This is a genomic window from Nesterenkonia ebinurensis (assembly GCF_008711175.1).
GTDB lineage: Bacteria > Actinomycetota > Actinomycetes > Actinomycetales > Micrococcaceae > Nesterenkonia > Nesterenkonia ebinurensis.
In genome coordinates this window covers 108,437-135,180 of the sequence record NZ_VWNF01000048.1, presented here as the reverse complement: position 1 = coordinate 135,180, position 26,744 = coordinate 108,437, and the positions used below count along the sequence as shown (strand labels likewise).

Here is a 26,744-nt window from a genome sequence, read left to right as displayed (position 1 = left end):
CGTGACGTCGATGACCGGGACTGTGCTACATGGAGTCCAGAACCCTGCCCTCACGGTGTCTGCGGGCGCGTCTCGGTTTCTTTGATGGCCAGTAGTGCTTGGAGTGGGAGAACACCGTTGCCGAGGGCGGTGATCTGTTGGTTCTGTGTCAGTCCGTGTTCAGGGTTGGTGATCCAGCCTGGCGGCAGGCCCATGAACCATTCCACGAACTCCGGCGCTGGACGCGGCACCTCGTTTTCTGTCACGAGCGCTGGGGCTGGTGCTCTCCGTGCGGTGATGTGTTCCCAGCGAGTGATGGCGTGTGCGTATCGTCCCCAGTGTCGAAGATGTTCTCGATCAGGGTGAACAGTGTCTCCGACTCGTCGTTGCTGATCTGCGAGCCAGGTGGCCCGTGCAGGGTGAGGTCGATGATCTGATGCGACAGGGCGATCGTGCCCCGGCGGGCCTTCACCTGGTCCAGGTTCTCCCCGCCGCGGGAGGAATCCGAGGCCAGCGGCGTCCGGAACAACGTCCCTGCGGTGGGCGAGGATGAAGATCCGGAACCGGTGATGTGGTGCGCCGGCCAGTGATGCAGGTAGGCCGATCCATCGTGCATGGAGCCCGAGGTCGGCCAGATCGCCGAGTACGGCGCCCAGTGCCCGAAGAGGTCGAGTTGGCTGGTCTCCCAGACCCCATCGGTCGGGTTCCAGGTTGCGAAGGGTTGTGGTTGCGAGATGGGGGTTGCGGTCATCGGGGGTTGCTCCTTGCATCTGGGGACGTGACGCGCGGGCAGAGAGCAGCCCGCGCACGTTCTCGATCACCACGTACCGGGGTTGCAGCGCCTCGATCGCCTCAGCCATAAACGACCAGAGACCCGAGCGGGTGCCAGGCGTGAGGCCGGCCTGACGACCGACGGTCGAGATGTCTTGACAAGGAAAGCCCCCGCAGAGGATGTCCACCGGCGGAGCGGCGTTCCAGTCGATGGTGGTGATATCGCCGAGGTTCTGAGCGGCGGGCCAGTGGTGGGCGAAGACACGGGCGACGGGGCTATTGAGTTCGGAGAACCAGATCGTCTCGCCGCCGGTGACGTATTCCACGGCCAGATCGAGGCCGCCGTATCCAGAGAACAGCGAACCAATCCGAGGACGGCGATCCGATGGGGAGACAAAGTCGTGCATGAGGGCTCCGGCAGGTCAGTGAAAACCTGGCACCAGACCCCGAACGGAGCCCACACCAGGTAGAACACCTGCCAGGTGCACAACCCTCAGCCATCTAATACCGGAACCGGGCCGGTCGAAGCCCACGAAGTCGGTCCACCGCGGCTCACCAGCGAGCCTGATGTCGAGGCCGCCGGACCCACCTGGCTCCTCGTCGCCGCCTAGACCTAGAGCGGTCACACCTCTTGCAGATCGAGGATGGACTTAGAGCGTGCTCTAAGTTCTAGACTGGTCTCATGGTAGACCACGACGACGAGCCGGAAGGACTCTCGGTCGCTCAGATGGCTGAGACCACCGGAGTGACCGGGTACACGCTGCGCTACTACGAACGCGCTGGACTCATCAGCACTATCCCGCGCACGAGCGGGAACCAGCGCCGCTACCGGGCCACGGATGTCGAGTGGGTGAGGTTCCTGTTGCGACTACGTGAGACAGGGATGCCGATCGCTCAGATGCGCAATTACGCCGTCCTCCGGACCAAGGACGACGATTCGCTGAGGCCTCGGCTGGATATGCTGACCGACCACCACGAGGCGTTGCGACGGCAGATCAAGACGCTTCAAGCCCATGAGCGTGCCCTGCGCTCGAAGATCGCCACCTATCGGCAGATGGTCGCCGACACCGAGAACGAGGAGACCGCCGATGACTGATACCGACCAGATCCGTGCGGCCCGCTTCACCGCGGGCAAGCAGGTGCTGGATGCGATTGACGGTGAGGCAGGTCGGAAGGTCATCGACTCCCTGGCCGACATTGCACCCGAGCTCGGGCATCAGATCGTTGCCTGGGGATTCGGTGACATCTACGCCCGTCCGGACCTGCAACCGGCGCAACGCCAGCTCGTCACCCTAGGGGCGCTGACTGCTCTTGGGGGTTGCGAGGCGCAACTGGAAGTCCACATCGGCGCAGCCCTCAACGTCGGGCTCAGCCCGCAAGAGATCACCGAGACCTTCCTGCACACCTCGGTCTACTGCGGCTTCCCCAAGGCACTCAACGCCGTCGCAGTCGCCCGCACGGTCTTCACCGAACGGGACCTCATACCCGAGCCCGACCCGCTGTAGCAGTGTTATCTCTCCGGTGACGCTCAGGTGGTCGGGTTCTGGGCTGTGGGGGTGATCAGCCTGTGCTCGTAGGCAGCGATGACGAGCTGAGCGCGGTCGCGGGCGTCGAGCTTGGCGAGCAGGCTGCTGATGTGGGTCTTGACGGTGTTGTGGGAGACGGTGAGCTCCCGGGAGATTTCGATGTTGGACAGTCCTCGTCCCACCAGTGTCAGGACCTCGGTTTCCCTGGCGGTGAGTCGTTCTACCTGCATCGGCTTTCTCGGGGCGCGGTGGTCGAGAAAGTGTTCAATGAGGGTGGTCAGGACGTTGGGGGCGAACAGGGATTCGCCGTGATGGACCCGGTGGATGGCGTCGATGAGTTGGTCAGGGCGGGCGTCTTTGAGGAGAAATCCGCTGGCTCCCGCGCGTAAGGCACCGTAGACGTAGTCATCGATCTCGAACATGGATAGCACCAGCACTCGGGTGTGGGCGAGATCTAATGTGTTGGTGATCTGCTCGGTGGCGTGGATGCCGTCACCGTCGGGCATGCGGATGTCCATGAGCACCAGGTCGGGCCGCAGGTCGCGAGCCCGAGTGATGGCTTCGTTGCCGGTTCCTGCTTCACCGACGACAGCCAGGTCAGGTTCACGGTCAATGGCGATACGCAGGCTGTGACGTAGCAGCGTCTGGTCATCGACCAGCAGCAGCCGCACCGTCTCGTCGGATTGGATGGACTCTTGTGCTGTCATGTGCTCTTTTCGGGAAGCTGGGCCAGCAGTCGGAAGCCGTCATCGACCTGCCCGGTGGTCAGGGTGCCGTGGTGGATGGTGAGCCGTTCGTGCAGGCCACGTAGGCCGTTGCCCGTCCCAGGATGTGGCCGCCAATCTGGCACCGGTCCGGCATCGCGCACATCGACACTGACCGCCTCCCCGGTGCGCTGGATAGTGAGGTCTACGGTGGTGGGGCCGGCGTGCTGGAGGGTGTTCGCCAGTGCCTCGCGGATGATCGCGCAGAGGGTCAACTGAACTCCGGGAGCGAGGTCGCCGAGATCGTCCTGGTGGACGGTGATGGTCAGCCCGGCTCGTCGGGCGTGGTCGATGATGCGTGGCAGCTCGGCCAGCGAATCGACAGGTTGCAGTGGTGCTGGGGTCTCGTCGTTGCTACGTAGCAGGGCGAGCATGCGACGCAGTTCGGTGGTGGTCTCTCGTCCGAGGCGTTCAATGTCGGTCAGGGCCCGGCGGCGTTCGGCGTCGTCCTCTTCGCCGGTCAGGGTCGCGGTGGCCGCTCGTACGGTCATCAGCCCCAGTCCGTGGGAGGCCAGATCGTGCAGGTCCCGGGCGATTCGCAGTCGCTCGGTTTGAACTGCTCTCTCCGATGCCCAGGCGGTGAGTTGGTCTTCGTAAATGCGGCGTTGGGCACGGCTGCGCACGAACGCCCAGGTCGTAATCAGTACCGCGGCAGCCACGATGAGTGAAAGAGCCACGATCAGGTAGGGCGAATCCTGCCCCAGGGCGAGTAAGGCGAGCAGGAGCACCACGAGCACGCCGGTGGCGATCAGCCATGCGCGTGAGTCCCGTGAAGGGCGTCCTCGGTGCTCCATACTCATCCATCGTAGAAAGCATGCCTGGTCGTGTCCTCACACCACAGGGTGAGGAGTGCTCGTTACTGACGGTGACACACCCCGGGGTGAGACGAGCGGACCAAGACCACCCTTGGCTGCGATGAATGTGGTTGATAGAGCTGGTGCCATTGACATCATGCTGACCTTCGAACAGTTGACCAAGACCCGAGGTGACCACCAGATCCTCACCGACATCACCTTCGAGGCTCGGCCTGGGAGAGTTACCGGTTTCCTCGGACCTAACGGGGCGGGGAAGTCCTCGACGCTGCGTATCCTGCTCGGCCTGGACCGACCCACCTCAGGTTCCGCCCTAGTGGACGGGAAGCGATTTGCGACCCTGCGCGAGCCTCTGCGCAGTATCGGCGCGGTGCTGGATGGGTCCGGAGCGCACCGCTCCCGCACCGGCCGGGCTCACCTTCGTTGGGTGGCGCGTTCGGCCGGTCTCAGCAACGACCGCGTCGAAGAGATGTTGGAACTAGTTGGAATCGCTGAGGCGGGAAACAAGCGTGTGTCCACCTACTCGCTGGGCATGGGACGCCGACTAGGCCTGGCCGCCGCACTACTGGCCGACCCCGCGGCACTGGTGCTCGATGAGCCGGTCAACGGACTGGATCCCGAAGGCATCCGCTGGATCAGACAGTTTCTGCGCGACCAAGCCGAGGCCGGGCGCACGGTGCTGCTGTCCTCGCACCTGCTGGGAGAACTCGCCGAGACCGTCGATGACGTGGTGATCATCCGCGAGGGCCGCATCGTCGCCAACGGCACTCTGGACGAGGTCACCGGGACACACAGGAATCTCGAAGACGCGTTTTTCTCCCTCACCGCTGAGAAGAGCACACGATGAGAGCCGTACTCGCAGAGGTGTCCAAACTCGCCACGCTGCCATTCGTCTGGCTCGCCTTCGCTGCCGGGCTCCTCGTGCCCACCGTGATCGCGGTGATCACCAGTCTAACCTCCGAGTCTGGCCCGGACACCGGCTTCTCCGAACTGGCCGTCGGTGTACTAGGGGCCATCATCCTCGGGGTGGCTGCGATCGGCAGCGAGTACACCACCGAGGGAGAAGAATCGGCCGGCGGGAGGCAGATCACCACCACCCTGACTGTCATCCCCTCTCGGACGAAGGTGCTGTTGGCGAAGACGGCAGCGGTCATCCTTGCCACGGTGCTGCTGGCCGTCCTGGCCATCGGGATGGTCTTCGCCACCGTTCAGCTTCTCCTTGGGGACCAGGCACCCGTACTGGACGCCCACGCGTTTACGCGCTTGGGAGGTGCGGTGGCTTACTGGGTGCTCATGGCACTGCTGGGGTTCGGCCTGACCGTGGTGACCCGCAACGGGATCATCCCAATGGCGATCCTGGTCGCGAACTCCTCGGCAGTGACCGTGACCTACCTGCTCGCCCAGAGCATCGCCGCGGCGAACTACCTGCCCGATCTGGCGGGGATGCGCATGTTCACCACCCTGCGCACCGGGGTAGAGATCGCACCGCTGACCGGCGGGCTCATCATGACCGCCTGGGTCACCGCACTGCTCATCGTCGCCGGCGCGGTGTTCTCCCGGAGGGACGCATGACCAACGCAATGCACACACACGCCGCAGCGTTCGTACACGCCGTCCGAGCCGAGATCTCGAAACTATGCTCACTACCGGCGATCTGGCTCGTGCTGGCCGGAACCCTCGTCCTGACCATCGTGTTGTCGATCGCCTTCGGCACCAACGCGAACATTGATCCCGACTCAGGCGTCAACATCCTGGACTATGGCGTGACTGCCGTGACCTGGACCCAGGTAGGGTTCTTTCTCCTGGGTGTCATCGCCGCGACCTCTGAGTACATTGGCGGACAGATCCGCACCACGCTGGTCGCCATCCCCGACCGCACTGTCCAACGCCTGGCAGCTACCACCGCACTAATCCCGCTGGCCTTCACCGGCGCTATCGTCACAGTTCTCACCAGCATCGCCACGATACTTCTCATCGCCGGGACATCGCTGGACAATATCGATCTGACATTGGCAGTGCGGATCACGCTCAGTGCCGCTGGGTACCTCACCCTCATGGCCATCCTCAGTTCCGCACTGGGATTCCTGATCCGCAAAGCCATTCCCGCCGCGGCGATCCTGCTGGTCTACCTGCTGATCATCAGTCCTCTGCTGCAAGGACAAGACTGGTATTTCCTGCCCGATATCGCCTCGTACACCCTCTGGTTCGCCGCCACACCCGAGACCGCCCCGCCCGCCGCCCTCGCCTGGCTAGTCCTCCTTGGATGGACCCTCACGTTCCTGTTGCCCTCGATGATCTCAGCCAGCTCGCGGGACACATGACTCCCCACAGACACACCGCCTTGCTAGGAAGCAGCCCATGACTCGCGGCGTGTGGAGGGCGCACCGCGAAGGCTGGTCGGACGGTGCCGCACCGTCCGACCAGCCTGCCTGTCATCAAAAAGACAGTGACCATGGCCATCGACGTCCGTGTACCGCACCGGGGGAGCAGCCTTCCGATTACCGCCTGCAGTCAGAGCATCCACCGCCCCGTGCCGCCTGTTGCTTTTGACTGTGTGAGGCTAGTTATTGTCCGGCACGGCTCGGCGATCATCCTCAGCGACTTCGGTGAGCAGCCGGTCAGGGTCGGCGATGTGATCCTGCTCGGAGCGAACACGCTTTGCGGAAGCCAACCCGAAGGCTCTGTCACATTGACCACCATCTATCTTGACCGCGACTATGTGATCGACCAGGTCTTCTGGCAACACCGCCAACTGCTCACCGATCGCTGGGAAGCGGCCGACTTCGCCGAGGAACTTTGTGCTGAGCCTTCCCAGATACTACATCTGGGTGAACACCGTTCAGGAATGCTTATGCCATGGCTCGATGAACTGGTCGCGCTCAGCCTCCGAGGACCGGTACCTGAACGCTTCCACCGGATGCAATCTCTCCTGTTTGCCGTCCTCGACGTCGTGACGCCCCGTGTGAAGGCTGCTACCCGACCGGTGTACGCGCAGCAAAAGCGGCTGAGGCGTCACCGGCTTGCTCCGGTCCGGCCCGAAGCACTACAGATACAGGCAGTGCTGCGCGAAGATCCGATCCGCTCGTGGCCGCTGATGGAACTTGCCGCGAAGGTTCACCTTTCACCCAAGCAGCTCAGTAGGGTATTCTCCGACGCCTTTGGAGTGACACCTCGGACCTATCAGATTCGCCTGCGCACGGCCGAGATGGCACGACTGCTGCGCGATACCGACGCCCCGATCAGCGAGGCCGGCCGGTTGGCTGGTTGGTCGAGTCGCTCCCGCGCCCATGACGCCTTCAAGGAATACACCGGGCTGAGCCCGAGTCAGTACCGTAACGCGTACGGACGCCCAACATAGCAACATAACGCACCTCGCACTCCGCAACCTCGTAACTATCGATGGCACTGTCAGCACCTTTATGGCGTGCTCTACCTAATACAGCCGGAGGACGCCCCTTGCCTAACTATCTCCGCACCCTGAAGGTCACTACACGGACGCAAACACGCCTCCGCGATGATGGTTGATAGTGGCGTACTCGTGGCGGCGTGCTGGCTCACCTACCGTGTGTGACGGTTTCGATGCGGGTGCTCAGTGCCGGCGATGGCGTGCGGTATCTGATGCGCACGGTCGCCGCTGGCGATGGTGACCGCAGCCTGTCCACACCGTTGACGAGGTACTACGCGGAGGAGGGAACACCTCCGGGCCACTGGCTGGGATCAGGCCTCACCGGACTTGGCGGCGGGCAACTCGTGGTTGGTGATCAGGTGTCGGAGGCGCAGTTGCAGTTGCTGGTCGGGATGGGCCGTGACCCTGTCACCGGACAAGCACTCGGGCGGGCCTTCCCTGTGTACAAGTCAGCCGCCGAGCGTGTGCAGGAGCGCATGGATGCCCTGCCAGCAGAGCTGGACCACGAAGCGCGGGATGCCGCGGTCGCCCAGATCGAGGCCGAGGAGGCCAGTCGCGGCCCCCGTAAGCCGGTGGCGGGGTTCGATTACACGTTCTCGGTGCCCAAGTCGGTCTCCGTAATCTGGGGTGTAGCTGACGCCGGTACGCAGGCGTTGATCGCCCAGGCTCATCATGAGGCGATTGCCGAGGTGATTGATCTGATGGAGCGGGAGGTCGCCGCGACCCGCACCGGCACCACCGCCGGTAACGGGGCGGTGGCTCAGGTCGATGTGGCCGGTCTGATCGCCACGGCCTTTGATCACTACGACAGCCGAGGCTCTGACCCGCAGCTCCACACCCATGTGGTCGTGTCGAACAAGGTCCAGACCGTGTTGGATGGTAAATGGCGGTCCTTGGACGGGCGGCCGATGCACGCCGCGGTTGTGGCGCTCTCGGAGCATTACAACGCGGTGCTGGCCGACCGGCTCACTCAGACGTTCGGGATCGAGTGGGAGACCCGCGACCGGGGCCGTGACCGCAACCCCGCCTGGGAGATCACCGGCGTCAGTGAGGACCTGATAGGCGCGTTCTCGACCCGGTCGCAGGACATCGAGGCCGAGACCGACCGGCTCATCGACGGCTACGTGGCCGAGCATGGACGGCGGCCTTCGGCGAAGACCATCGTGAAGCTGCGCGCCCAGGCCACGCTTGCGACCCGGCCCGAGAAGCAGGTCCACTCGCTGGCCGACTTGAGCGCCGAATGGCACAACCGTGCCGGACAGGTGCTGGGTCAGGAGGCGACCGGATGGGCACGTGCCGTGACGGAGAATCCGGCGGCGATGTTGCTGCGGGCTGATGACATTCCCCTGGACGTGGTGTCCGAGCTTGGGCAGGCGGTGGTGGAGGAGGTCAGTGAGAAGCGGGCGACCTGGCGGCACTGGAACCTGCACGCCGAAGCCTCCCGCCAGACCATGGGCTGGCGCTTCGCCACCGCACGGGACCGGGAGGCGATCGTGGGGATGATTGCCGATGCCGCCGAACAGGCGTCTTTGCGTCTGACTCCGCCTGAACTGGCTTCCAGTCCGGTGGTGTTCCAGCGCCCGAACGGGTCCTCGGTGTTCCGGCCCCGCCACGCCACCGTCTACTCCTCTGAGCAGCTCCTGGCTGCCGAAGACCGGCTGTTGGCCCGAGCCAACGTCACCACCGCACCGGCCGTGCCGCTGTCCACGGTGGAGAAGATCACCCGGAATCCAGACCGTCAGGGCCGGCTGCTCGGTGCGGATCAGGCCGAGGCGCTGATGAAGATCGCGGTCTCCGGGCGGATGCTCGATGTGCTGGTTGGTCCTGCTGGGGCGGGGAAGACCACCGCGATGGCCGCGTTGCGGCGGGCCTGGGAGGCCGAACACGGCCACGGCAGCGTCGTCGGTCTCGCTCCATCTGCGGTGGCCGCCCAGGTCCTTGCCGATGACTTGGGTATCGCCACGGAGAACACGGCGAAGTGGTGGCAGAACCACCTCACCCGCGGCACCACGTTCCAAGCCGGGCAGCTGGTGATCATCGACGAAGCCTCCCTGGCCGGCACACTGTCGCTGGACCGGATCACCCACCTGGCCGAGAACGCCGGAGCGAAGGTGCTACTGGTCGGGGACTACGGACAACTCCAGTCCGTGGACGCCGGCGGTGGCTTCGGGCTACTGGTCCACGACCGCGACGACGCCCCCGAACTGGAGGACGTGCACCGGTTCGTCAACGAGTGGGAAAAGACCGCATCCCTGGGCCTGCGGCACGGGCGTACTGAGGTGATCGACACTTATCTGGACCACGGCCGGATCACCGGTGGTGAGGCCGAATCCATGATCGATACGGCCTATGCGGCGTGGCGGGCCGACGGCGACCGCGGGCTGTCTTCGCTACTGATCGCCGAGACCCGCGAGGACGTCACGCATTTAAATGACCGGGCCAGGGCTGATCTGATCCTCGATGGCACCATCACACCGGGCCGCGAAGTTGGCCTGAACAACGGCACCGCGGCCGGTGTGGGAGACACTGTGATCACCCGGCGCAATGACCGCCGGCTACGCTACGGCAAGGACTGGGTCCGCAACGGCCAACGCTGGACGGTTACTGACGTGCGTGAGGATGGATCGGTCACCATCCGCCGACACGGCCGCCGCTTCGGTGGCGGGATCGTGCTGCCCGCCGCCTACGTAAGCGAGCACCTCGACCTCGGCTACGCGGTCACCGCGCATAGGGCGCAAGGCGTCACTGTCGATACCGCGCATGTCTTGGTCGAGCCGACGACCACCAGGGAGAATTTCTATGTCGCCATGACCCGCGGCCGAGAGGCCAACCGCGCCTATGTGATCCTCGACCGCCCCGATGACCGCACCCTCCCGCATCCCGGTGACAACCCCGACGCCACCGAGAGGTCCGTGCTCTACGGGGTCCTCCAGCACACTGGCGCCGAGCTATCGGCACACGAGACCATCACCGCCGAGCACGAACACTGGGGCTCGATCGCCCAACTTGCCGCCGAGTACGAGACCATCGCCGCCGCCGCGCAACACGACCGCTGGGCCACCCTCATCCGCAATTCCGGCCTCACCGCCAAACAAGCCGACTCCACTATCGAGTCTGAGGCGTTCGGTGCACTCACCGCGGAACTCCGCCGCGCCGAGGCCAACCACCACGACCTCGACACCTTGTTCCCGCGACTGGTCGCCGCCCGCGGATTCGCCGATGCTGACGACATCGCCTCGGTCCTGCACCACCGGGTCGCCCGCGCCACCGCACGCCCCGCCGGTTCCGGTCGCACACGCAGGACACCCCGTCTGATCGCCGGACTCGTCCCGTATGCGGATGGACCGATGAGCGCTGACATGCGCCAAGGGCTGGAAGAGCGCCGCAAGCTCATCGAGGATCGCACAGATGCGGTACTCGACACCGCACGACAAGAGAACGCCGCTTGGACGAAGCCACTCGGGACGCCGCCCCGTAACCAGCGACAGGCCGCTGCTTGGCGACGGCACGCCCGCACGGTCGCCGCTTACCGAGACCGGTACGGCATCACCGACGACACACCACTCGGCCCTGCACCGGAAACCACCGTGCAGAAGATCGACGCCGCCCGCGCCCGGCGTGCACTCGACCAGACCGACCGAATCACAGGCATCGACACATCACACGAGGCACCACGGCGTAGCACGGAACGAGAGTCGCCGACGCTGTAGGAATGAGCCGCGTCCCTTCCACCTGTCGGAGGTTCGTCGTAAACTCAATAGCAGGTAGCGCAGTAGTTACGCGCCGTCGATCGGTTCGACGGCATGGCCCACGCTCCGGCAGCAGGCCCTCTCAGGGAAGTTCGTTCGCTACCGAACCCCTACAGGAGAGGACTGTCCACGATGATCCGACTGATCTGGGCCGCGAGCGTCCACACCCGCTACTTCCTACGTCGCTATATGCCGACCAACATCCTCCTCGACCTCATCCGCACGCGCCGAGGACTCAAATGGGGTATCCCAGCAATGCTGCTGGCGATCCCATATCTGTTCGCCGCGACTATGTGCCGTGGCCTCATCGAAGATGGTGGACCAGGGTCGTTGAACCTGCTGGTGCTGCTGTTCATCTACAACGCGATGAAGTTCACCATCATGGGACCCGTCAGTCTGGTCCTACTCGCCCGAGTCCGGCTACGAGAGTGGGAGCAACGTCAACGTCGCGACCAGCAGCGCGGCGAGGTCAATGATGGAGCTCGGATCTCTGTCGATGGTGCATTGGTCCACTGATCGTGGTGGCGAACTCCGCGGGCTCTGCTCTTTTGACGCGAATGAGTAGCAGGTGAACCCGGACTCGCTTCGATTCTCGGAACGATTGCTGCAGCGGTTCCTTGACTGCCGGAGGTCGGGATCACATGAGTCCTCAAAGGCGACTAGCGTCATGCGGAACATGGTTCGTGATGCTCAGCCTGGTGGTCCTCCCGGATATAGGTCAGCAACGATCCGCACCACGGTGTTCAACAGCACCGCGGACTCGTCTTCGGTGACCGGGGGATGTGCGGGCACGATCGCCAAGCATCGCAGAGCGGCGGCCGACTCGGCGACCCCACCGCCCAGCCGCTTTTGCTCGGCGAGTCGTATCAGCGGCGTAATCAGGTCATCGGACCTTGCGGACTCACCGGCGTCGGTGAGGATATCGGTCACAGTCGATCGAGTGACGAGCACGGCGGCCAGATGCGTTCCCGCTCGGTGACAGGACCAGGCCTCCTTGAGCTTGGCATCGATCTCGGCGGGGACGCTGCGCGGCGGGTCGGGCATGACGGGACGGGGTTTGCGCTTGCGGCGGGGGCGGAGAGTCTCCGGCACCGAGTGGAACTCAAGGCTGCCCAGGAGAGCGGCTGAGCCGCGGGCACGTTCCCTTTCCTCGGCTGTGGCGTCAGGGTCCTCGGCGCTCTCTCGTGCCATCTGTGCAGCCATCTGAGTCACGAGATGGGCGAGCTTTCCGATATCGGGCTCGGGACGGGCCAACGCTCGTGCAGAGAGATTCCGGTCCTTTTGCTTGCGATGCGGTGGCTTGATGCCGGGCTCGCGGCGAGCCGCCTCCTGCGCTGCAACCTCCTGGGCGTGCTCTCTGGCGGCCTCGTACCGTACCCAGACGAGTGCCGACTCGGCGACCTTGTCCGGGTCCTCCTGCTCCCAGGTTCGGTAGTCATCGAGTGCCTCGGTGTCGGATAGCTCGTTCCTGCTCGGCTGGTACACCGCGTGAAGCGTCCACTGATCGGTCACCTCCAGCCAGCTCAATGCGAACCCATGAGCAGCCCAGTCCGACTTCAGCACGCGCCGCCGGTTCATGAACTCGCCATCAGAGAGCCCACCGTCTGCCGGGTCCGCTTCGGGCTCGGTCTCGATGAGAGGTTCGAGCACCGTTCCCTGTGGCGGATAGTGGCGATGCTCCAGCCAATATCGCCCTAGAGGGGTCAGCCTGGCCCGCCATGGCCGGTCGTAGCCGCGGTCCAGCAGGATGAGCCCGCGGTTCGCCAAAGAGGCCGCTGTCTGCCGGTGCCGCTCCACGGGCTCCTCGCCCGCGCGACATCCAGCAGCGATCCACTCCAGAACCGCCCGCTGCCTAGCATTCAACAAAGCGCCCACATCCTGATTATCCCTCCGCGACCGCATCTCGATCCAGAGTTACTGGTCACCCTCGCGCTAGATCAGCGGCCATCAGTTGCGCCACAGGTCAAGGAAGACTCATTCACCTCGACCTTTTCCCATCTGGAACTGACCTCGATCAAGCAGGACAGGTTGGGTGAACGCTTGCTGAAGGTAGGAAGCAAGTTTGGTTCATCCCAGTGAGTGTTTCTCTCCTGCAAGTTCGGTGCTCGACACCGCTCACTGCATGTCGGTGGCACTCTCTATTATGGTCTTTATGAGTAGCATCCCCGCGCCGCGACCCAGTGAATTCGAGAGTCTAGTTGTTGAGTCCGAAGCTCTCGAACAGGCGATGTCGATGCTGCAGGACGAACCAGCTCCCACCATGCAAGAGGTGGGTCAAGTGCGACGCGATTACCGTGACTGGCACGCTCGAGCCAGGCGCCTGCTTGTGGGCGATGCAGTGAATCGATTCGATGATCAACGCGATGGCAATGTTTTCAGTCCAGGCGTTTCCAAGTTTCTTGATGATCCGCGACAAGAGTCCGTACTCAAGGCTTACGATGGTAGTTTTCCAATGGGACGCTGGCAGTACCCATTCAAGAGCGTCCGCGGGCGTTTGGAGAAGCAACGAAGTATTTTACTGGAGGCCGCCCCTACGAAATCATCGGCTGAAACCGTGGCGGACGAGCTCGCGGAGGTACTGCGCCGACTACCGACTTTCATGCAAGTCCTCCAGCGACGTCGCGAGCAGTGGCGGGTAGGAGAGGCGATTGCGGACGAGCATGATTTACAAGTTGTGGTCGAGGCATTACTGCGAGCCCTCTTTGACGATGTGAGACCAGAGGACTACGTGCCCTCTCGCGCGGGCTCTAACTCAAGGGTCGACTTCGTTATGCCGGAGGTCGGTGTGGTGGTCGAAACTAAGATGACCAGAGCCAATCTGACGGCAAGTAAGCTTGGTGAGGAACTTCTGGTGGATGCCGGCCGCTATCCGAAGCATCCAGAGTGCAGTGCCATCGTTGCGCTTGTTTACGACCCTGACCAGAGGATAGAAAACCCGCGCGGCCTGGAAGGCGACCTCACTTCGCGGACCGAGTCCGGCCTCTCCTTCGTCTGCGTAGTCGTTTCATAAAGGAGCATCTTTACGCCAGGGTGACCCGCCGGTTTCGGCATACCCGTCACTAACCGTGCTTTCCTTCGCTGAGACAGTGCTCGTCGCTGTCAGAACCAGGCCGTGACATCTCGTCTCACGGGTTTTGGCGATGGGATTCGTGCTCGAACTGATTAGTAGTCTGCAGCTCCTAGCCCATCGTCTGCTGCCGTTAGCCCGAGGGGTGCCACGGCAGAGACAGTTGTATATCCACGCCACTAAGTTGCAAAGCACGTTCGGGATGAGATGGGGACCAAGAAGCCTCGGTGCCTGGGTTAGTGCAGAGGCGGAACGACTTGGTCCAATGTGTCCAAGCTGAACCCGTCCAAAATGAAATCTGTGTGGTGAGTCGGCATGAAGCGGTAGCGCTCCCGAATCTGGTGAATGCCTAGACGGCCAGTTTGGTAATCGACCACTTTCATCGTGGTCTGCGGCCACGGCAACTCGTTGCCCTGGTCAATGCTTGCGCCTATCTCCGTTGCGATGTGGTGGGCGACTCGGCGGACGTAGGGGTCTCCGACCGGAAGGGAGCATCCGATTACAGCGAAACTACCGCGCGTGGATGCCCATGGAAGAATGCCCTCCCAGAGCGGCACGAGTGATGACCGAGCTAGCGGCTTGGCGGTTGAGGGTGCCATCAGCACAGGTGGACTTCGCCACCACCCGTTGTCATCGGCGTAGTGGGCGTCGAGATCTAAGGCAGAAATGACGCCGAGGGCAAGAAGCGGGTCGTTGCTTGATCTCGGGCCCTCCACCAAGGTGTCAACCGCAATGTTCGTTTTGGGGTGCAGTGGCTTCGTCACCCAGTCCAGGGACCCGTGAAGTTTGGACAGTAGAAGCTCCGGGGGATGCTGGTAGTCAACGATCGCGCTTCGGTTACCCACCTCGGAGTAGCGCTTCGGGAATCGGCGGTAAGGCAAGCCGACTTCGGTGAGCGCTCGTTCCATCACCAGGTCGTAGTTCAACGTCAGCACTATGTCAGTGGTCGTTAGTCGGCGGGCGAACTCAAGGTAGACCTCCGGGAGCACCTTCGGTGTCGCCTGGTGCAAGACGTGACCGATGGCCCACCGGAGTTGCAGTGTTGACTGGTTACCTTCGTCAGAGAAAGTGTCCGAGCCGCGCAGTGGAAGCATGTGCTCCCAGTCAAGCCACGCGCTGAATTCTTCAAGATCGAATGGGCGGCCCGGTTCAGTGTCGGCCAGATACTGTTCATAGTGATCGAGATCGCGCTCCAGGTGGCTGGATCCATTGATAGACCAGTGCGATCGCGCAACGGTTAGGACCTGGTCGAGCAACTCGTCCGCCAATGGAAGGCGCGCAGGTTTGGAGAATCCGGCACCGAGCAAGAAAATTCGATTTGTCGGTCTATTGGACGCTTTCGGTCCAGGGGAAGCGCTCGGATCATCGGTCATGCCTGGTTCGTGAGTCCCACCCATGCTTTGATCGTAGCGACGCTACCCAGGTATCAACGACTTATGGGCGAAGAGCAACCCAATGCCACTCAAGATGCAGACTCCGACAATTGGTCACCGTCGTAGTTGGGTGTTTTAACCGCGAATGTCCTGGTTCTTATCCGGTGAGTCAGCGGACGGCGAGATGCGTGTCTCCCATTGGTAGGACCATCAAGATCACGGCGAATTGAGCAGCTAGGATGGTCGTAGCGGCTCGGGGTGTACGTTCCATTTGGGGCTGAGGTGCGAGAGATGACAACTACACCCGGCGACGTCATCGACCCATGACCGCAATGAGATCGCCGGTTGATGAGTTTGCGATCTCGGCGGTGCCCAGGGTGAGTGCGAAGTTTCGTACTATCGCCGACGCCCCGCGAAGATACTCACTAGCACTCACTAACGAACGTTTCCGTCAAAACTCCAGGTCAAACCGAGTCTCCGGCCTGGTCTTACTTTGATGCGTGGTGGTTGAGCGTCTCGAAACCACTGCAATGAGCGCAGCTCGAATTATGGTGGTCTCGATGAGTTCCAGGCCTTCTCCAGCCTCCCCGGCGCGTCTCCCGGCTCTGTCATGGCTGTTGTCATTGGCATTCGCACCCAACCGGATCATGGCCTACTTTTCGGTGCCGGTCGCTATGATGATTCTGCTTCCTTACGCGATCCGCCGACAGGTGTATGAGAGCGCCGACGGTAACGGGATGGTGATCTTCGGTCCCTACCGGCTCGTCAGGGACATGGCCATCCTCGTGGTACTTTTCCTCCCTGCGCTGGTTCTGTACTTCTGGGTGATGGTGAGATTCGGCCCGATCTACGCATCGATTCTGTGGGCGGTAGGAATGGGCCTGCTGGGTATCGGTCTGGCGGGGATAGGACGTGGATCCATGGTGATGCCCACCGGGTCTGAGACACCGGAGGGGGACCGGTGGCAGATCGCAGGGCTCGCCCAGCGGCCGGGGACTCGGCTCAGCGCTTTGCCGCTGGCGCTGCGTCTGCGGGACTCAGCACCTGCTGGCACCGTGGTCGTGGCCGCGGCGCAGAACGACCGGCTGCTGGCAGGCTACAAGCGTCTAGGCTTCACAGAGGGCAAGGACCGCAGGGTCTACTGGCAGGCCGATGGGAGACAAACGAGGACTACCTGAGCTCAAGCTCTCACGCCAGAGGCCCGCTGAGAACTCCACTCAGTCCACATCTGCTTCAGGTCCCAGGCATCCTCAGCCTGGATGGAGATACCTCGATCACCTGTGCGCCGAGTGCGGCCCTTGATGATCATGAGCTTGGTGCCGAACAGCAGAGGACCGGCCTGCTCCTGAGCGTCCGTGAAGAACGTCGCATCAGAGCAGCCGGTGCCGTCGTCGAGACTGATGAACACGACACGCTTGCCCGAGCGCATGGGTGGAGTCTGAGTGGCCACGCGGATGCCGGCCACCAGCACCTCTGAGTTGTTGCGCACGGTGAGCAGGTCCTCCGCGGCAGTGACTCCGAGGTCATCGAGCATCAGCCGGTACAGATCCATCACGTGCCCCTCGGTCTCGGCAGCGAGGAGATCCAGGGAGGCTCCAACGCGTTCCTGCGGTGTCGGTTCGGGTGCTGCTGGGTCGATGAGAGCCCGGTCGTCGAACAGCGAGAGCTGCCCTGGGACCTCCTCGGCCGGATCTCGCCTGGAAGCTGCGGTGAGCTGGCGGACATGGGCGATGATGCCTCCGCGCTTGGTCGAGTTCTCTTCATCGGTCGTGAGGCTGTCCAGCGCTCCGAGGGCGGCGAGGTTGCGCATCAGCGGCCGGGAGGGCCGTGCCCGGTGGTAGAAGTCGGTGATCGACTCAAACGGCCGGCCCTCGACGATGCGCCGCAGCTCGGCTCCGGTGATGCCCTTGACGTCGCGCAGCGAGAGCCGGATGCCTTTCTTTCCGCCATTAAGCCGCTCGACGTGGTATACGTCCGTGGAGGCGTTGACGTCCAGGGGCAGCAGGGTGATCCCCATCCTTCGGGCCTCGGCCATCAGCAGCCGCCGGGGGTACATGCCCGGGTCGTGCTCGAAGATCCCGGCCAGGAACTCCACCGGGTAGTGGGTCTTGAGCCAGGAGGACTGGTAGGTGGGCAGAGCGAAGGCCGCACCGTGCGCCTTGCAGAACCCGAAGCTGCCGAAGCCCTTCAGCGTCTGCCAGATCTTCTCGATCTGCCGATCGCTGAACAGGCGTCTGCCTTGGTGGTCGGTGCGCGCAGCGGTGCGTGCCCGGAATCCCGCCTCGATGGATTCGACGTCGCGTTCCATGGACCGGCGGATCTCGTCGGCCTCAGCCAGGGAGACGCCCATGGTCTCGTGGAGGATGCGCAGCACGTGCTCGTGATAGATCACCACCCCGTAGGCGTCCTGCAGGAACGGTGCGAACCGGGGATGCAGGTAGTCCATGCGCTGATACCCGTGCTTGCGCTCCACGAACGGGGTGACCATGTTGCCCTTCATCGGCCCGGGCCGGAAGAGCGAGATATCCGCGATGAGGTCCGAGTACCGGTCAGGCTGCAGCTTGCCCAGCAGTTCCCGCTGGCCCGGGGATTCGATCTGGAACATGCCCAAGGTATGAGTCGTCCTGATCGCTGCGAAGGTGGGCTCGTCGTTCTTGGGGATCTCATCGAGGTCGATCTTCCCCTCCGCTGAGACATAGGGAGCGTCCACCGGCAGTCCGCCCTCGACGGCGGCGCTGGGGCCGTTGATGCGGATGATCTCGTTCACCGCGTAGGCCATGGTCGACTGCATCCTCACTCCGAGGACGTCGAGCTTGAGCAGGCCCATGTCGTCGATGTCGTCCTTGTCGAACTGGCTCATCGGCAGCCCGATCCCGCTCGGCTGGGTCGGGGTGATCGAGAGCAGGTCGCTGTCGCCGAGGATGACCCCGCAGGGGTGCATGGAGATATGCCGGGGGAGTCGGTCCAGGCGCTCGGTGAGATCCACCAGAGTGTCCAGCCGCGGTTCGGTGTGCACGAGCTCAGCCAGGTCGCGCAGCTCGGGCTTCTCAGAGAGGACTTCACGGAAGTCGCGAGCGTTGAACCGCCAGATGTTCTCAGCGATCTGGTCGATCTGGGACTCTTCCAGCCCGAGGGCGAGGCCGGCGTCGCGGGCGGCACCGCGGGCCCGATAGGCGTTCTGCATCGACAGCAGGGTCACCCGGTGGTGGCCGTAGTGGTCGAAGATCTTCCGGTAGACGTCGTGTCGGCGGGCTGACTCGGTGTCGATGTCGATATCCGGCAGCGTGGAGCGTTTATTGCCCAGGAACCGTTCGAAGAGCAGGTCGTGCTCCACCGGGTCCACATTGGAGACCCTGAGCAGGTAGTTCACCAGGCTCCCGGCCCCGGAGCCCCGGGCCTGGACCCTCACGTCCATGCCTCGGATCAGGGACACCACATCGGCCACTGCCAGGAAGTAGGTCTGGAACCCGAAGCAGGTGATCGTGCCCAGCTCCATCTGCAGACGGTCACGCAGAGCAGCCAAACCCTGCCCATTCACGTCGGGGTAGCGTTCACCGAGGGCGACCTCGCATCGCTGTGAGAGGACTCGGGTCGGGTCATCCTCCACGCCGATGACCTCAAGCTCCGGGACCTTCGGCTTGCGCCACTGCACATCGGACTCCGGGTCCAACAGGCACCGTTCCGCTACCTGCTCGGTGGTGCTCAGCAGATCCACCGCGCTGTCCCGGCGCAGACCGGCGTACTCGGTGACCTCGTAGGCCAGCCGGTGCATCACCTCCGGGGGCTTCAGCCATGCCTGCCCGTTGGGCTGGGGCTGGAACTTCCCCAAGGGCAGCAGGGTCGCTGCGGAATCGAGGACGTCCCCGGTGAGGGCATCATCAGGGCTCAGGTACCGCACGGCGTTGGTCAGCACCGCCGGAGTCTCAGTGACCGAGGCGAGCTGCAGCATGTCGGCAGCGTGCTTCAGACTCCCCGCACTGCCAGGTCGGGTCTGGTGACAGACGATCTCCACCGCCACGCCACCGGGTAAGAGCTTCTTCCATTCCTCCAACAGACCACGTGCCCGTATGCGCTCCCCGGACAGCACGGCCTGGCCCACATCGGAGCGCGGACCCAGCAGCACAGTGGCAGTAGGCGACTCCTCGCCCATCAGGAACCCCTCTAGGTGCTTCTTCTCTACCCAAGCCGACCGGTGAGCAGTGCCGTTGAGCTTCCGCTGCCCACGACGTCGCGGGGAGTGCGCGGTTGAGACCAGCCGCACCAAGGATGCCCACCCCGCACCGTGGTTGTGGCCGTGGGCCAGCACCGTGACCTCGGAGAGCTCGTCCTCATGTCTGACCTGCAGGTCGGCCCCGACGATGGGATCCACGCCGGCTTCGATGCAGGCGCGGATATGCCGCACTGCTCCGTAGATGCCGTCGCGGTCAGTGATCGCCGCCGCCGAAGCGCCAGCAGCATCAGCGGCTGCCACCAACGTCTCGGGACGTGCGGTGCCGTAGTGGGCGGAGAAAGCACTGGCGACGTGGAGGTGGGTGAACTGAGCCATCACACCCTGCTTCAGTCGAAGACCGCAGTGATCGGCCAGTGCTGCCCCTCGGTAACTGCCAGGTCGACGATCAGGAGTTCCCCGGTATCCAGAGCTTTGGCCTGGACCTGCCACATCGCCTGTTCCAGCAGCTGAGAAGCCCCACCGACAGGCACCCGAGGGGACGACTCCCACCAGGCGGTCCGATCGACCCACGGGATGGGTTTGGTGACTACGACGAACCGCCGGCCACCCCAGACCAGCCGCTCAGGAGCGCCGGCAGCAGTCGTCCACACCGTCGCAGTATCGTGCTCCACTGACGCACTAGAAGTCATCGTCCACCACCAAGCATTCGAACATAGTTACGATTACTTGAGTGTAGGACCACCCGGGGACATAGCCAAGTGCTAGATGGAACTTCGAGGTCAGCTAGGGGTGACCTCATCGAGCAGCGATGCGTTGCCCTGCCGCGATGCTGGGTGCGAGGACAGCCATCCCGGGCCGATGGGCCGGAAGGCCAGGTCCGCTGCGACGGATGCCGAGGAGTCCATGACCTCGTCGATCAGCTCCTGACTGCCCTTGCTGTGGGGGTCCAGCCAGTCCGAGTAGAGCTGTGAGGAGAGGTAGAGCGGCTCGCGGTTGTGGACGTTAACCATCTCACCCTGTGGAGGTCTGAAGCCCAAAGGCGCACTTAGATTACGGCCGTGCAGGTGCAGGAGGCTCGTCAAGACGACATCGACATCGGCAACGGCGTTCTGTTCCCGCTGTCGATCGGCGACATCAGTGAACATGACGAGATCCCCGCACAGCTCCGGGAACGAATTGCGACATTTGAGGGTGCCAGATCTGGGGCCCCGGCCAGTGGGGGATCGAGGATGTAGAGATGCAAAAATCGATCATTACATAGGTGTCACCCGTCCTCTGGACCAGTTGGGCGTAGAGGTCTACTTCGTCGCTGACGACGGCTCAGTCAGGACTCGATGACGCCGACCTTGATGCCCTCGTAGGCAGTCTGCATCTCCTCGGTGATGTCCACTCCCAGCGTGCGAACCTGTCGCAGTGTCGGTTGCCGTGCGTTGGTGTGCGCGGAGTATCGAGCCTCTCGCTCAACGACATCGGCCGATGTCTCATAGGCCTCCGTGATGCTGAAGTCGTCTGCACTGAAGACCAGGAAGACCGCAGTGTTGAACTCCAAGCTCCGGAACTGGCTGAATCTGCTTGAAGCCCCTCGCCTTCGCTGTGTCATTGCTTTGACCTGGATCCGCTGGCTCTGAAGGGTAGTGACGTCGTGCGACTTCGTGGAGTTGGGTTCCAGCGTTCCGCCGCGCGCCTTATGCACCACTGCTTCTGCGATATCGCCTAATGGCTTGTTCTGTGTGCGAACCAGGTTCCGACGGTGCAGCTCACTGACGATCAGCCGTTCCAGGGTGAGCAGATCGGGTACGGGCATCTCAGTGAGGTCGACATTCTGCGGCAGCATACTTTTTAGCCTATGGGAATTGGCTGGCGGGGCGGCGCACCTTAGTCGCTGACTTCTTCCTCGACCTTCCACGTCGCCCGGATGAAGATTTGCTCCGGGTTGAACCGCGGCTACGGCGGCCTCAGGCCCGGCATGCAAAGACCAACGAACAGTCAACTAAGTTGACGTTACGTCGGAGGTGTTCAACCGGCAGTCCTGGGCCACCCGGGATCAGCTGCAGCATAAACCCCGCGGTCAACCAAACCTTCAGCAGACCCGGTGGTTCAATACGCAGGCACCGTTCGGTGATGCTTATGCCGCGTGGAGCGGGTGAGCTTACGGATCGCAGCGATCGGGTTGGCCAGCTTCGACGACGCTGTTCTGACGGTCGTCGGCGCTTCGACAGGAGCACCCCACCCTGGGAACGGTAGATTGTCCTGTAAAAGCTACAACGGCAGTAGGGAGGCGGGGCGCTGTGTCAACGACGCTCGAGGCCGACACGTTCGACGACCTCCTTCACTCGGTGTTTGACCGTCTGATCGCGGACGGTCAGCGAATTGTCCCGACGCGGGGTCCGGCGCTGGAGGAGACTGCTGTGTTGCTGCGGTTGACCGATCCTCTGGCGCGGCTCAGCCGTAGTGCCAGACGCTCCACTGTCGTGAGCGCGCTCGGCGAGTTGTGTTGGTATCTCCACGGAAGCGATGACGTAGCTCACGTCGCTTACTATGTCCCGCAGTACCGGCGGGAGGCGATCGACGGGCAGTTGCTTGGCGCCTACGGCCCCCGGCTGTTCGGCTCAGGTGGCAGCGGGCAGCTGAATCGCGTGATCGAGATCCTGAAGCGGAGGCCGGACAGTCGCCAAGCGGTGGTACAGCTGTTCGACGCTGACGACCTGAGCCGGGCCAAGGACGTGCCGTGCACTTGCACGCTGCAGTTCTTGCTGCGCGAGGGCCGACTAGAGCTAATCGTTCACATGCGTTCGAACGACGCCTTTCTCGGCCTGCCCCACGACCTCTTTGCGTTCACGATGTTCCAGGAGCTCGTGGCCCGCAGCGTAGGCGCCAAGCTCGGCGCCTACTCGCACTTCGTCGGCAGCCTTCACCTGTACGACGAGCACCGAGCGGCAGTCGACGCCTACCGCGATGAAGGTTGGTTTGCGCAGAGCACAGCAGCCATGCCGCCGATGCCGGCCGGCGATCCGTGGGCGGCAGTAGAGGTGCTACTGGACGCGGAGCAGAGAATTCGTTTGACTCCGGCGGAGGAGTATGAAGCCGAGGGGCTGGCGGACGGCTATTGGGGTGATCTGGCCAAGGTGCTCGCCGCGTTCCGATTGCGTCGGCGCCCTGAGCGGCTGCCTGCGATCGCGGCGTCGCTGGCGAATCAGTTCTATGGCATCTATGTGACCGACCGAATTCATGCAGGGGGCGCAGCATTGTGAGGTCGAACTACGCGGTCGCGGCTGCCAGGATTGGCGCGGGCCTGGCAGCTTACGAGGCGGCTAATGGTCCGCTGCCGGGGATTGTCGCCGATGAGGTGCGGGAGACCCTGGTCGAGCAGATCATCGATTCGGAGCAGCGCGTGCGCTACTTTCAGCACCTCCAGTCCCGTGACCTCGATCCAGCCCGCGCCGATCCAATGGATGTAGCCTTTGATCCGTTGAAGGCTGCGCTCATCCATCGTGACGCAGGAAACTATGACGAGGCAGTGTGGATGGTGTTCCTGTTCGTCCACTTCGGTCACCATCGCACCGCTGGCTGGCAGTATGCTCGCGAAGTCTACGGGCGCCTCGGCGACGGGCAGCGGTGGACATGGGAGGAGACCGCCGGCGATCCGATCGCCTTTCGGTTATGGCTCGAGGCGCATCAGGGTGAGATTCGAGCCGGAAACGGCAGATTTGGTAACCACCGTAAGTATGAGAGCCTTGACGCTTGGTCGGAGGGCGGCACCGGTGCGGTCGTCCAGTCCTACGTCGAGTGGGTGCTGAGTGCCGGAGGTGACCACGAGGTGCGGTTCGCTGGCCTAGCGAAGCTATCGCCTGAGGAACGGTTCGATGCTCTGTTCCGGCAGCTGCGCACGGTACGGCGATTTGGACGGGTGGGCCGCTTCGACTACCTCACCACGCTGCAGCGGCTCGGGCTACTGGAGTTGAGTCCCCCGCACTCCTACCTGGTGCCGAACGGCGGTCCGCTATACGGGGCCTGTCTACTCATCAACGGCGACCCAAACGTTGGCAGCGCGCGTGATATGCAGCGTACTCTGCTGGACATTGGCACAGTGGCTGGAATTACGCCCGACGTGTTTGAGGATGCGGTCTGCAATTGGCAGAAGAGTCCTACGGTTTACGAGAGGTTCTCAGGGTGACACCGTCCCAGCGGTAGCGGCGCTTGAGCCGGTTGAATTGGTGATGTCCGATGATGCCGGCATGCTGGAGTTGGCCAACGACGATACCAGGGGCGATTCCGGCTTGGGAGGCGGCGGCCACGACGGCACGCATCGTTGGTTCGGTGGACCGCGTGGTCGATAGAGCGGAGACGACGCCATTAGCGAGCGTGCGGGAGGCGAAGTCGTTGGCCTCTTGTTCGGAACTGTCTTCGGAAGGGCTGTCAAGGTCGTCGAGAACGGGCTCCTGCACATCGTGAAGGAGTAGGTGGCCAAGCTCGTGGAATAGCGAGAACCAGAAGTGGTCATCGGCCAGGTGACGCACGCTAAGGACGACCGTAGCCCTGCCAGACCGGGTGCGGAATGCGGCACCGCTGATCGGGCAGCCTTTCGGAGCTCGCACGACGACCGCTGCCACGCCGGCGGATCCAAGGAGGCGTTGCAGCTCGGGGATGAATTGTTCCGGGTCGGGCTGGCGGCTGAGGGCGCGCAAGGCCGGGACCACGGCGTGCACCGCCGCGGGATCCCAGCCCGCGACGGGCAGAGCGTCAGCTTGGATCTCCGCCTGGCGCAGCCAGGCGGAGACGGCCGCCTCATCGGGCTTGAAAGCGTCGGAGGCCCGATACTTCGTCTTCTGCTCGACCGCGGTGCCGTAGCGGGCGTTCCAGTCTTCGGCATCGATTACGTCGAAAAACGCTGAGCAGGCCGCTACGCGGTCGCGCCACTCGTGACCCAGGGATCTGATCCAGCCGAAGGTGACCATCTGATCAATCGGCATACGCTGGAAGATCTCATCCAGGCCGAGCGCCCGGAGCCCCTCGCGGTACCGTTGCTCGCGGGTAAGCCAGAAGTCAGCGGAGCCGCCGAGGATCGCCGCGAGCTGGTCGGCGAGGTCGGCACCGATTTCACTCTCACCGATGACTATGCGGCGCACCTCGGGGTCGGGCATGTCGAGTTGATCGGCGAGGTCCTCTACCGACCACAGGCGCCGTTGTAGCGCGTTCAAGATCGTGTCTCCAGGCGCGGAAACCCAACGCGGCTCGAAAGAAATGTCCGTCATGCGGCACCACCTAACTTATTGATCGAGACCAATTGGACGCGGGTGACTCTCGACAAATCAACTCGGCCGTTTTCAGTGCGGACACGGGAGGCCTCGACGAGGCAGCTAATGGTTACCCGCGCCCCATCATCAAAGGTGACCGCACCGGCCTTGTAACCGAGTTCGTAGAGAAAGCAGAGTTCCTCGAAAGTGGATGCAGCTGCGAGGTTCTCAAGGACCTGCTTGCCTGCCTCGATTTCATCTGCGTCCAAGTCTCCCGGGATTGGGTCGGTCCAATAGGCACGCAGGGTAGGAGACTGGAAGCTCAGCTCCATACCACCCCGCTCACCTTGACCAACCCGCTACCGCACGTAGGCCTACACGGCCACGTAAGTCGACCCTAGCGTGTATTGCTGCGCGACGGGATGAGCGACAGACCGAGGAAGCTGACAGAGTGCTCCGCACATTGCCACTTTGGCGCGATCGCGCCGCTGTTTGGATATACCACGGCACCAATGGAGCCCCCATCTACGAGCGACACTGCACGCAGCTCTACTGCACAATCTTGGGGATGAGAGGACTCCTTCCGCTGACCGCGGCGGTCGGACCCTGTGCGTTTCCCTAATCGCGACGATGTGACGACACAAGCCCTCAAACCAAAGGTAACCGAAATTCCTAGTCGGCATTGAATCGATCGACGTGGTGGAATCGCAGGCGCATAGTCGGAGCGAGGCCTAGCCCCAGATGAAGTCCCTCGCAATTTGGCCTTTTTCTGGGCGCTGCTTCCGGACATATTCATCATGATTTACGACATTTCACAGCCGGTCGCACATGAAACGACGATGGAGGCCAATCTGATGCGACGAGTGTCAGGCAGTTTGAGTAGCTCAATTAAGTACCGAAGCGCGGACCTCGGGCGGTGACACTAGGCGATCCCTGGCAGGCGCTGACTCAAGACTTCCCAAAGTTTGGTCTGAGACGCGTCTTGTGCTGTGTAATTAGCATGTGGATGATGAAGCGAAGAGAGCATTAGAGTTCGTGAATGAGCGCATTGTGAGACGATCAGGCGTCCATGAGACGTTTTGGCTGACCCACCACTTGCTTCTTGAGCAAGCCATCAACAAGCTGCTTGAAGAGGCACTTGAGAAACCGCAGGTCGTTCACACGCTTGGGCAGTTCTCTGTAAAGCTGAAAGTTGTGGAAGGGCTAGGTTTATTGGACTCCTCGGTCGTCGCAGCAATTCGATCCATTAATAAAGGACGAAATGATATCGCTCACAAGCTAGATGCATCGGTAGGAGACGAGTTTGTTGACCGGATCTATTCAAGGATTCCTGAGGATTTTCGGTCGATTATCGAGAGTTTAGACTTCAGCTCTTCAATCGATGCGCGGATGGCCCGCCACTTCGAAGAGAATCCGGAGAATATTGACTCGGAGGCTTTCAAGGTTGGCTACCGACACGGATCCACGCTTACCGAGCGTATCAAGAGACTGTTTTTGAGCATACTTATAATTATTGGTCACAAGATTCATATGATTGAGTATGAAAATAAATATGATCGGCTAATATTTTCTTACCATCTCATCGTCGGAATGAGAGACATGAAGGAAGACCACCGGACACCCGAGGAGATATGGGACTACATGGACATACCAGCTCCACCGCATCCTCGAGACGGTATGAGTGCAATCTTTGGCGGATCTGCTAGTAATGAGCTTTCTGAAAGCCCGAAGAGCTCACAGTAGATTCTCTACGCTGCCAGTCGGGAGGAGATGCTATGTCGCTGCTAGCGGAACGAAAGCCAGTGCGACTCAGAAATAGCGCCTGGGTGGGACGCCATCGGGTGGGTGGCCGGGTGTTTTGGGTGCGAAAGCCTGTGGGGTAAGTGGAGTTC

The 26,744-nt window shown here is 62.6% G+C and carries 25 protein-coding genes and 1 pseudogene; 13 read left to right on the top strand and 13 right to left on the bottom strand.

What is annotated here, in order from left to right; genetic code table 11:
* Nucleotides 1–50: 50 nt before the first annotated feature.
* The 3 genes and pseudogenes from F0311_RS18610 to F0311_RS18600 all read right to left on the bottom strand — a co-directional run.
* Nucleotides 51–245: a hypothetical protein gene (locus tag F0311_RS18610; protein ID WP_223881434.1), complete on the bottom strand. Its 195-nt coding sequence runs from the start codon at nucleotides 243–245 to the stop codon at nucleotides 51–53.
* Nucleotides 242–730, bottom strand: coding sequence for a hypothetical protein (locus F0311_RS18605; RefSeq protein WP_223881433.1), 489 nt, complete (start codon nucleotides 728–730; stop codon nucleotides 242–244). Before F0311_RS18605 ends, F0311_RS18610 begins: the two co-directional genes overlap by 4 nt.
* A gap of 43 nt (nucleotides 731–773) precedes the next feature.
* Nucleotides 774–1,157, bottom strand: a pseudogene (locus F0311_RS18600) (DNA cytosine methyltransferase); the annotation flags it as partial.
* 275 nt (nucleotides 1,158–1,432) lie between these two features.
* Between F0311_RS18600 and F0311_RS16020 the strand changes: the two are divergent.
* Together F0311_RS16020 and F0311_RS16015 are read left to right on the top strand one after the other, a co-directional pair.
* A complete protein-coding gene (locus F0311_RS16020; RefSeq protein WP_150462951.1) occupies nucleotides 1,433–1,846 on the top strand; it encodes a MerR family transcriptional regulator in 414 nt (137 codons plus the stop codon).
* Complete coding sequence (locus tag F0311_RS16015; RefSeq protein ID WP_150462950.1) at nucleotides 1,839–2,255, top strand: carboxymuconolactone decarboxylase family protein; 417 nt, start codon at nucleotides 1,839–1,841, stop codon at nucleotides 2,253–2,255. The genes F0311_RS16020 and F0311_RS16015 overlap by 8 nt, the downstream gene beginning before the upstream one ends.
* A gap of 23 nt (nucleotides 2,256–2,278) precedes the next feature.
* Here F0311_RS16015 and F0311_RS16010 read toward each other — a convergent pair whose 3' ends face one another.
* Complete coding sequence (locus tag F0311_RS16010; protein WP_150462949.1) at nucleotides 2,279–2,983, bottom strand: response regulator; 705 nt, start codon at nucleotides 2,981–2,983, stop codon at nucleotides 2,279–2,281.
* The gene (locus F0311_RS16005; RefSeq protein ID WP_150462948.1) at nucleotides 2,980–3,834 is read right to left on the bottom strand and encodes a sensor histidine kinase; all 855 of its coding nucleotides are present in this window, start codon (nucleotides 3,832–3,834) and stop codon (nucleotides 2,980–2,982) included. The genes F0311_RS16010 and F0311_RS16005 overlap by 4 nt, the downstream gene beginning before the upstream one ends.
* A 121-nt stretch (nucleotides 3,835–3,955) precedes the next feature.
* On the opposite strand from F0311_RS16005, the gene F0311_RS16000 reads away from it, so the two are divergent.
* From F0311_RS16000 to F0311_RS15975, 6 genes are all read left to right on the top strand, one after another.
* Nucleotides 3,956–4,699 carry an ABC transporter ATP-binding protein gene (locus F0311_RS16000; RefSeq protein WP_223881426.1) on the top strand — a complete coding sequence of 248 codons (744 nt, stop codon included), beginning with the start codon at nucleotides 3,956–3,958 and terminating at the stop codon, nucleotides 4,697–4,699.
* A complete protein-coding gene (locus F0311_RS15995) occupies nucleotides 4,696–5,424 on the top strand; it encodes an ABC transporter permease (protein WP_150462947.1) in 729 nt (242 codons plus the stop codon). The genes F0311_RS16000 and F0311_RS15995 overlap by 4 nt, the downstream gene beginning before the upstream one ends.
* Nucleotides 5,421–6,173: a hypothetical protein gene (locus F0311_RS15990; protein ID WP_150462946.1), complete on the top strand. Its 753-nt coding sequence runs from the start codon at nucleotides 5,421–5,423 to the stop codon at nucleotides 6,171–6,173. Before F0311_RS15995 ends, F0311_RS15990 begins: the two co-directional genes overlap by 4 nt.
* 131 nt (nucleotides 6,174–6,304) lie before the next feature.
* The gene (locus F0311_RS15985) at nucleotides 6,305–7,210 is read left to right on the top strand and encodes a helix-turn-helix transcriptional regulator (RefSeq protein WP_150462945.1); all 906 of its coding nucleotides are present in this window, start codon (nucleotides 6,305–6,307) and stop codon (nucleotides 7,208–7,210) included.
* Between the two features lie 221 nt (nucleotides 7,211–7,431).
* Entirely contained in the window at nucleotides 7,432–10,968 is a 3,537-nt protein-coding gene (gene mobF, locus F0311_RS15980) for a MobF family relaxase (RefSeq protein ID WP_150463014.1), read from the top strand.
* A 171-nt stretch (nucleotides 10,969–11,139) separates the two neighbouring features.
* Nucleotides 11,140–11,523 (top strand): sulfate permease, encoded by a 384-nt coding sequence (locus tag F0311_RS15975; RefSeq protein ID WP_150462944.1) that lies wholly within the window; start codon nucleotides 11,140–11,142, stop codon nucleotides 11,521–11,523.
* A 174-nt stretch (nucleotides 11,524–11,697) separates the two neighbouring features.
* Here F0311_RS15975 and F0311_RS15970 read toward each other — a convergent pair whose 3' ends face one another.
* Nucleotides 11,698–12,804 carry a hypothetical protein gene (locus tag F0311_RS15970; RefSeq protein ID WP_150462943.1) on the bottom strand — a complete coding sequence of 369 codons (1,107 nt, stop codon included), beginning with the start codon at nucleotides 12,802–12,804 and terminating at the stop codon, nucleotides 11,698–11,700.
* 355 nt (nucleotides 12,805–13,159) lie between these two features.
* Here F0311_RS15970 and F0311_RS15965 point away from each other — a divergent pair, with 355 nt between their 5' ends.
* On the top strand, nucleotides 13,160–14,017 hold the full coding sequence (locus F0311_RS15965; RefSeq protein ID WP_150462942.1) for a PD-(D/E)XK nuclease domain-containing protein: 858 nt from the start codon (nucleotides 13,160–13,162) through the stop codon (nucleotides 14,015–14,017).
* 293 nt (nucleotides 14,018–14,310) lie between these two features.
* On the opposite strand, the gene F0311_RS15960 is transcribed toward F0311_RS15965, so the two are convergent.
* Nucleotides 14,311–15,447 carry an SIR2 family protein gene (locus F0311_RS15960; RefSeq protein WP_191089982.1) on the bottom strand — a complete coding sequence of 379 codons (1,137 nt, stop codon included), beginning with the start codon at nucleotides 15,445–15,447 and terminating at the stop codon, nucleotides 14,311–14,313.
* Between the two features lie 623 nt (nucleotides 15,448–16,070).
* Between F0311_RS15960 and F0311_RS15955 the strand changes: the two genes are divergently transcribed.
* Nucleotides 16,071–16,625 (top strand): hypothetical protein, encoded by a 555-nt coding sequence (locus F0311_RS15955; RefSeq protein ID WP_150462940.1) that lies wholly within the window; start codon nucleotides 16,071–16,073, stop codon nucleotides 16,623–16,625.
* Between the two features lie 2 nt (nucleotides 16,626–16,627).
* Here F0311_RS15955 and F0311_RS15950 read toward each other — a convergent pair whose 3' ends face one another.
* From F0311_RS15950 to F0311_RS15935, 4 genes are all read right to left on the bottom strand, one after another.
* Nucleotides 16,628–19,993, bottom strand: a complete 3,366-nt coding sequence (locus tag F0311_RS15950) for a DNA polymerase III subunit alpha (RefSeq protein ID WP_150462939.1) — start codon at nucleotides 19,991–19,993, stop codon at nucleotides 16,628–16,630.
* 11 nt (nucleotides 19,994–20,004) lie between these two features.
* On the bottom strand, nucleotides 20,005–20,307 hold the full coding sequence (locus tag F0311_RS15945) for a DUF6504 family protein (RefSeq protein WP_150462938.1): 303 nt from the start codon (nucleotides 20,305–20,307) through the stop codon (nucleotides 20,005–20,007).
* 90 nt (nucleotides 20,308–20,397) lie between these two features.
* A complete protein-coding gene (locus F0311_RS15940; RefSeq protein ID WP_150462937.1) occupies nucleotides 20,398–20,763 on the bottom strand; it encodes an SOS response-associated peptidase in 366 nt (121 codons plus the stop codon).
* Nucleotides 20,764–20,942: 179 nt separating this feature from the next.
* Entirely contained in the window at nucleotides 20,943–21,452 is a 510-nt protein-coding gene (locus tag F0311_RS15935; protein ID WP_150462936.1) for a DUF6998 domain-containing protein, read from the bottom strand.
* Between the two features lie 454 nt (nucleotides 21,453–21,906).
* On the opposite strand from F0311_RS15935, the gene F0311_RS15930 reads away from it, so the two are divergent.
* Nucleotides 21,907–22,869 (top strand): thymidylate synthase, encoded by a 963-nt coding sequence (locus F0311_RS15930; protein ID WP_191089981.1) that lies wholly within the window; start codon nucleotides 21,907–21,909, stop codon nucleotides 22,867–22,869.
* Nucleotides 22,866–23,792, top strand: a complete 927-nt coding sequence (locus tag F0311_RS15925; RefSeq protein ID WP_150462934.1) for an alpha-glutamyl/putrescinyl thymine pyrophosphorylase clade 3 protein — start codon at nucleotides 22,866–22,868, stop codon at nucleotides 23,790–23,792. Before F0311_RS15930 ends, F0311_RS15925 begins: the two co-directional genes overlap by 4 nt.
* Here F0311_RS15925 and F0311_RS15920 read toward each other — a convergent pair.
* Both F0311_RS15920 and F0311_RS15915 read right to left on the bottom strand, forming a co-directional pair.
* Nucleotides 23,764–24,816: an ImmA/IrrE family metallo-endopeptidase gene (locus tag F0311_RS15920; RefSeq protein WP_191089980.1), complete on the bottom strand. Its 1,053-nt coding sequence runs from the start codon at nucleotides 24,814–24,816 to the stop codon at nucleotides 23,764–23,766. The two genes, F0311_RS15925 and F0311_RS15920, sit on opposite strands and share 29 nt — an antisense overlap.
* 50 nt (nucleotides 24,817–24,866) lie before the next feature.
* Complete coding sequence (locus F0311_RS15915) at nucleotides 24,867–25,184, bottom strand: hypothetical protein (RefSeq protein ID WP_150462932.1); 318 nt, start codon at nucleotides 25,182–25,184, stop codon at nucleotides 24,867–24,869.
* 670 nt (nucleotides 25,185–25,854) lie between these two features.
* Between F0311_RS15915 and F0311_RS15910 the strand changes: the two genes are divergently transcribed.
* Nucleotides 25,855–26,595 (top strand): hypothetical protein, encoded by a 741-nt coding sequence (locus tag F0311_RS15910; protein ID WP_150462931.1) that lies wholly within the window; start codon nucleotides 25,855–25,857, stop codon nucleotides 26,593–26,595.
* Nucleotides 26,596–26,744: the final 149 nt, after the last annotated feature.

Excerpts from the sequence above, each read along its gene's own strand:
- F0311_RS15940 (WP_150462937.1), bottom strand. The coding sequence starts at position 20,763 with ATGTTCACTGATGTCGCCGATCGACAGCGGGAACAGAACGCCGTTGCC.
- F0311_RS16000 (WP_223881426.1), top strand. The coding sequence starts at position 3,956 with ATGAATGTGGTTGATAGAGCTGGTGCCATTGACATCATGCTGACCTTC.
- F0311_RS16005 (WP_150462948.1), bottom strand. The coding sequence starts at position 3,834 with ATGGAGCACCGAGGACGCCCTTCACGGGACTCACGCGCATGGCTGATC.
- F0311_RS15935 (WP_150462936.1), bottom strand. The coding sequence starts at position 21,452 with ATGCTGCCGCAGAATGTCGACCTCACTGAGATGCCCGTACCCGATCTG.
- F0311_RS15995 (WP_150462947.1), top strand. The coding sequence starts at position 4,696 with ATGAGAGCCGTACTCGCAGAGGTGTCCAAACTCGCCACGCTGCCATTC.
- F0311_RS16010 (WP_150462949.1), bottom strand. The coding sequence starts at position 2,983 with ATGACAGCACAAGAGTCCATCCAATCCGACGAGACGGTGCGGCTGCTG.
- F0311_RS15990 (WP_150462946.1), top strand. The coding sequence starts at position 5,421 with ATGACCAACGCAATGCACACACACGCCGCAGCGTTCGTACACGCCGTC.
- F0311_RS15975 (WP_150462944.1), top strand. The coding sequence starts at position 11,140 with ATGATCCGACTGATCTGGGCCGCGAGCGTCCACACCCGCTACTTCCTA.
- F0311_RS15945 (WP_150462938.1), bottom strand. The coding sequence starts at position 20,307 with ATGACTTCTAGTGCGTCAGTGGAGCACGATACTGCGACGGTGTGGACG.
- F0311_RS15950 (WP_150462939.1), bottom strand. The coding sequence starts at position 19,993 with ATGGCTCAGTTCACCCACCTCCACGTCGCCAGTGCTTTCTCCGCCCAC.
- F0311_RS15915 (WP_150462932.1), bottom strand. The coding sequence starts at position 25,184 with ATGGAGCTGAGCTTCCAGTCTCCTACCCTGCGTGCCTATTGGACCGAC.
- F0311_RS15960 (WP_191089982.1), bottom strand. The coding sequence starts at position 15,447 with ATGACCGATGATCCGAGCGCTTCCCCTGGACCGAAAGCGTCCAATAGA.
- F0311_RS18605 (WP_223881433.1), bottom strand. The coding sequence starts at position 730 with ATGACCGCAACCCCCATCTCGCAACCACAACCCTTCGCAACCTGGAAC.
- F0311_RS15965 (WP_150462942.1), top strand. The coding sequence starts at position 13,160 with ATGAGTAGCATCCCCGCGCCGCGACCCAGTGAATTCGAGAGTCTAGTT.
- F0311_RS16020 (WP_150462951.1), top strand. The coding sequence starts at position 1,433 with ATGGTAGACCACGACGACGAGCCGGAAGGACTCTCGGTCGCTCAGATG.
- F0311_RS15985 (WP_150462945.1), top strand. The coding sequence starts at position 6,305 with ATGGCCATCGACGTCCGTGTACCGCACCGGGGGAGCAGCCTTCCGATT.
- F0311_RS16015 (WP_150462950.1), top strand. The coding sequence starts at position 1,839 with ATGACTGATACCGACCAGATCCGTGCGGCCCGCTTCACCGCGGGCAAG.
- mobF (WP_150463014.1), top strand. The coding sequence starts at position 7,432 with ATGCGGGTGCTCAGTGCCGGCGATGGCGTGCGGTATCTGATGCGCACG.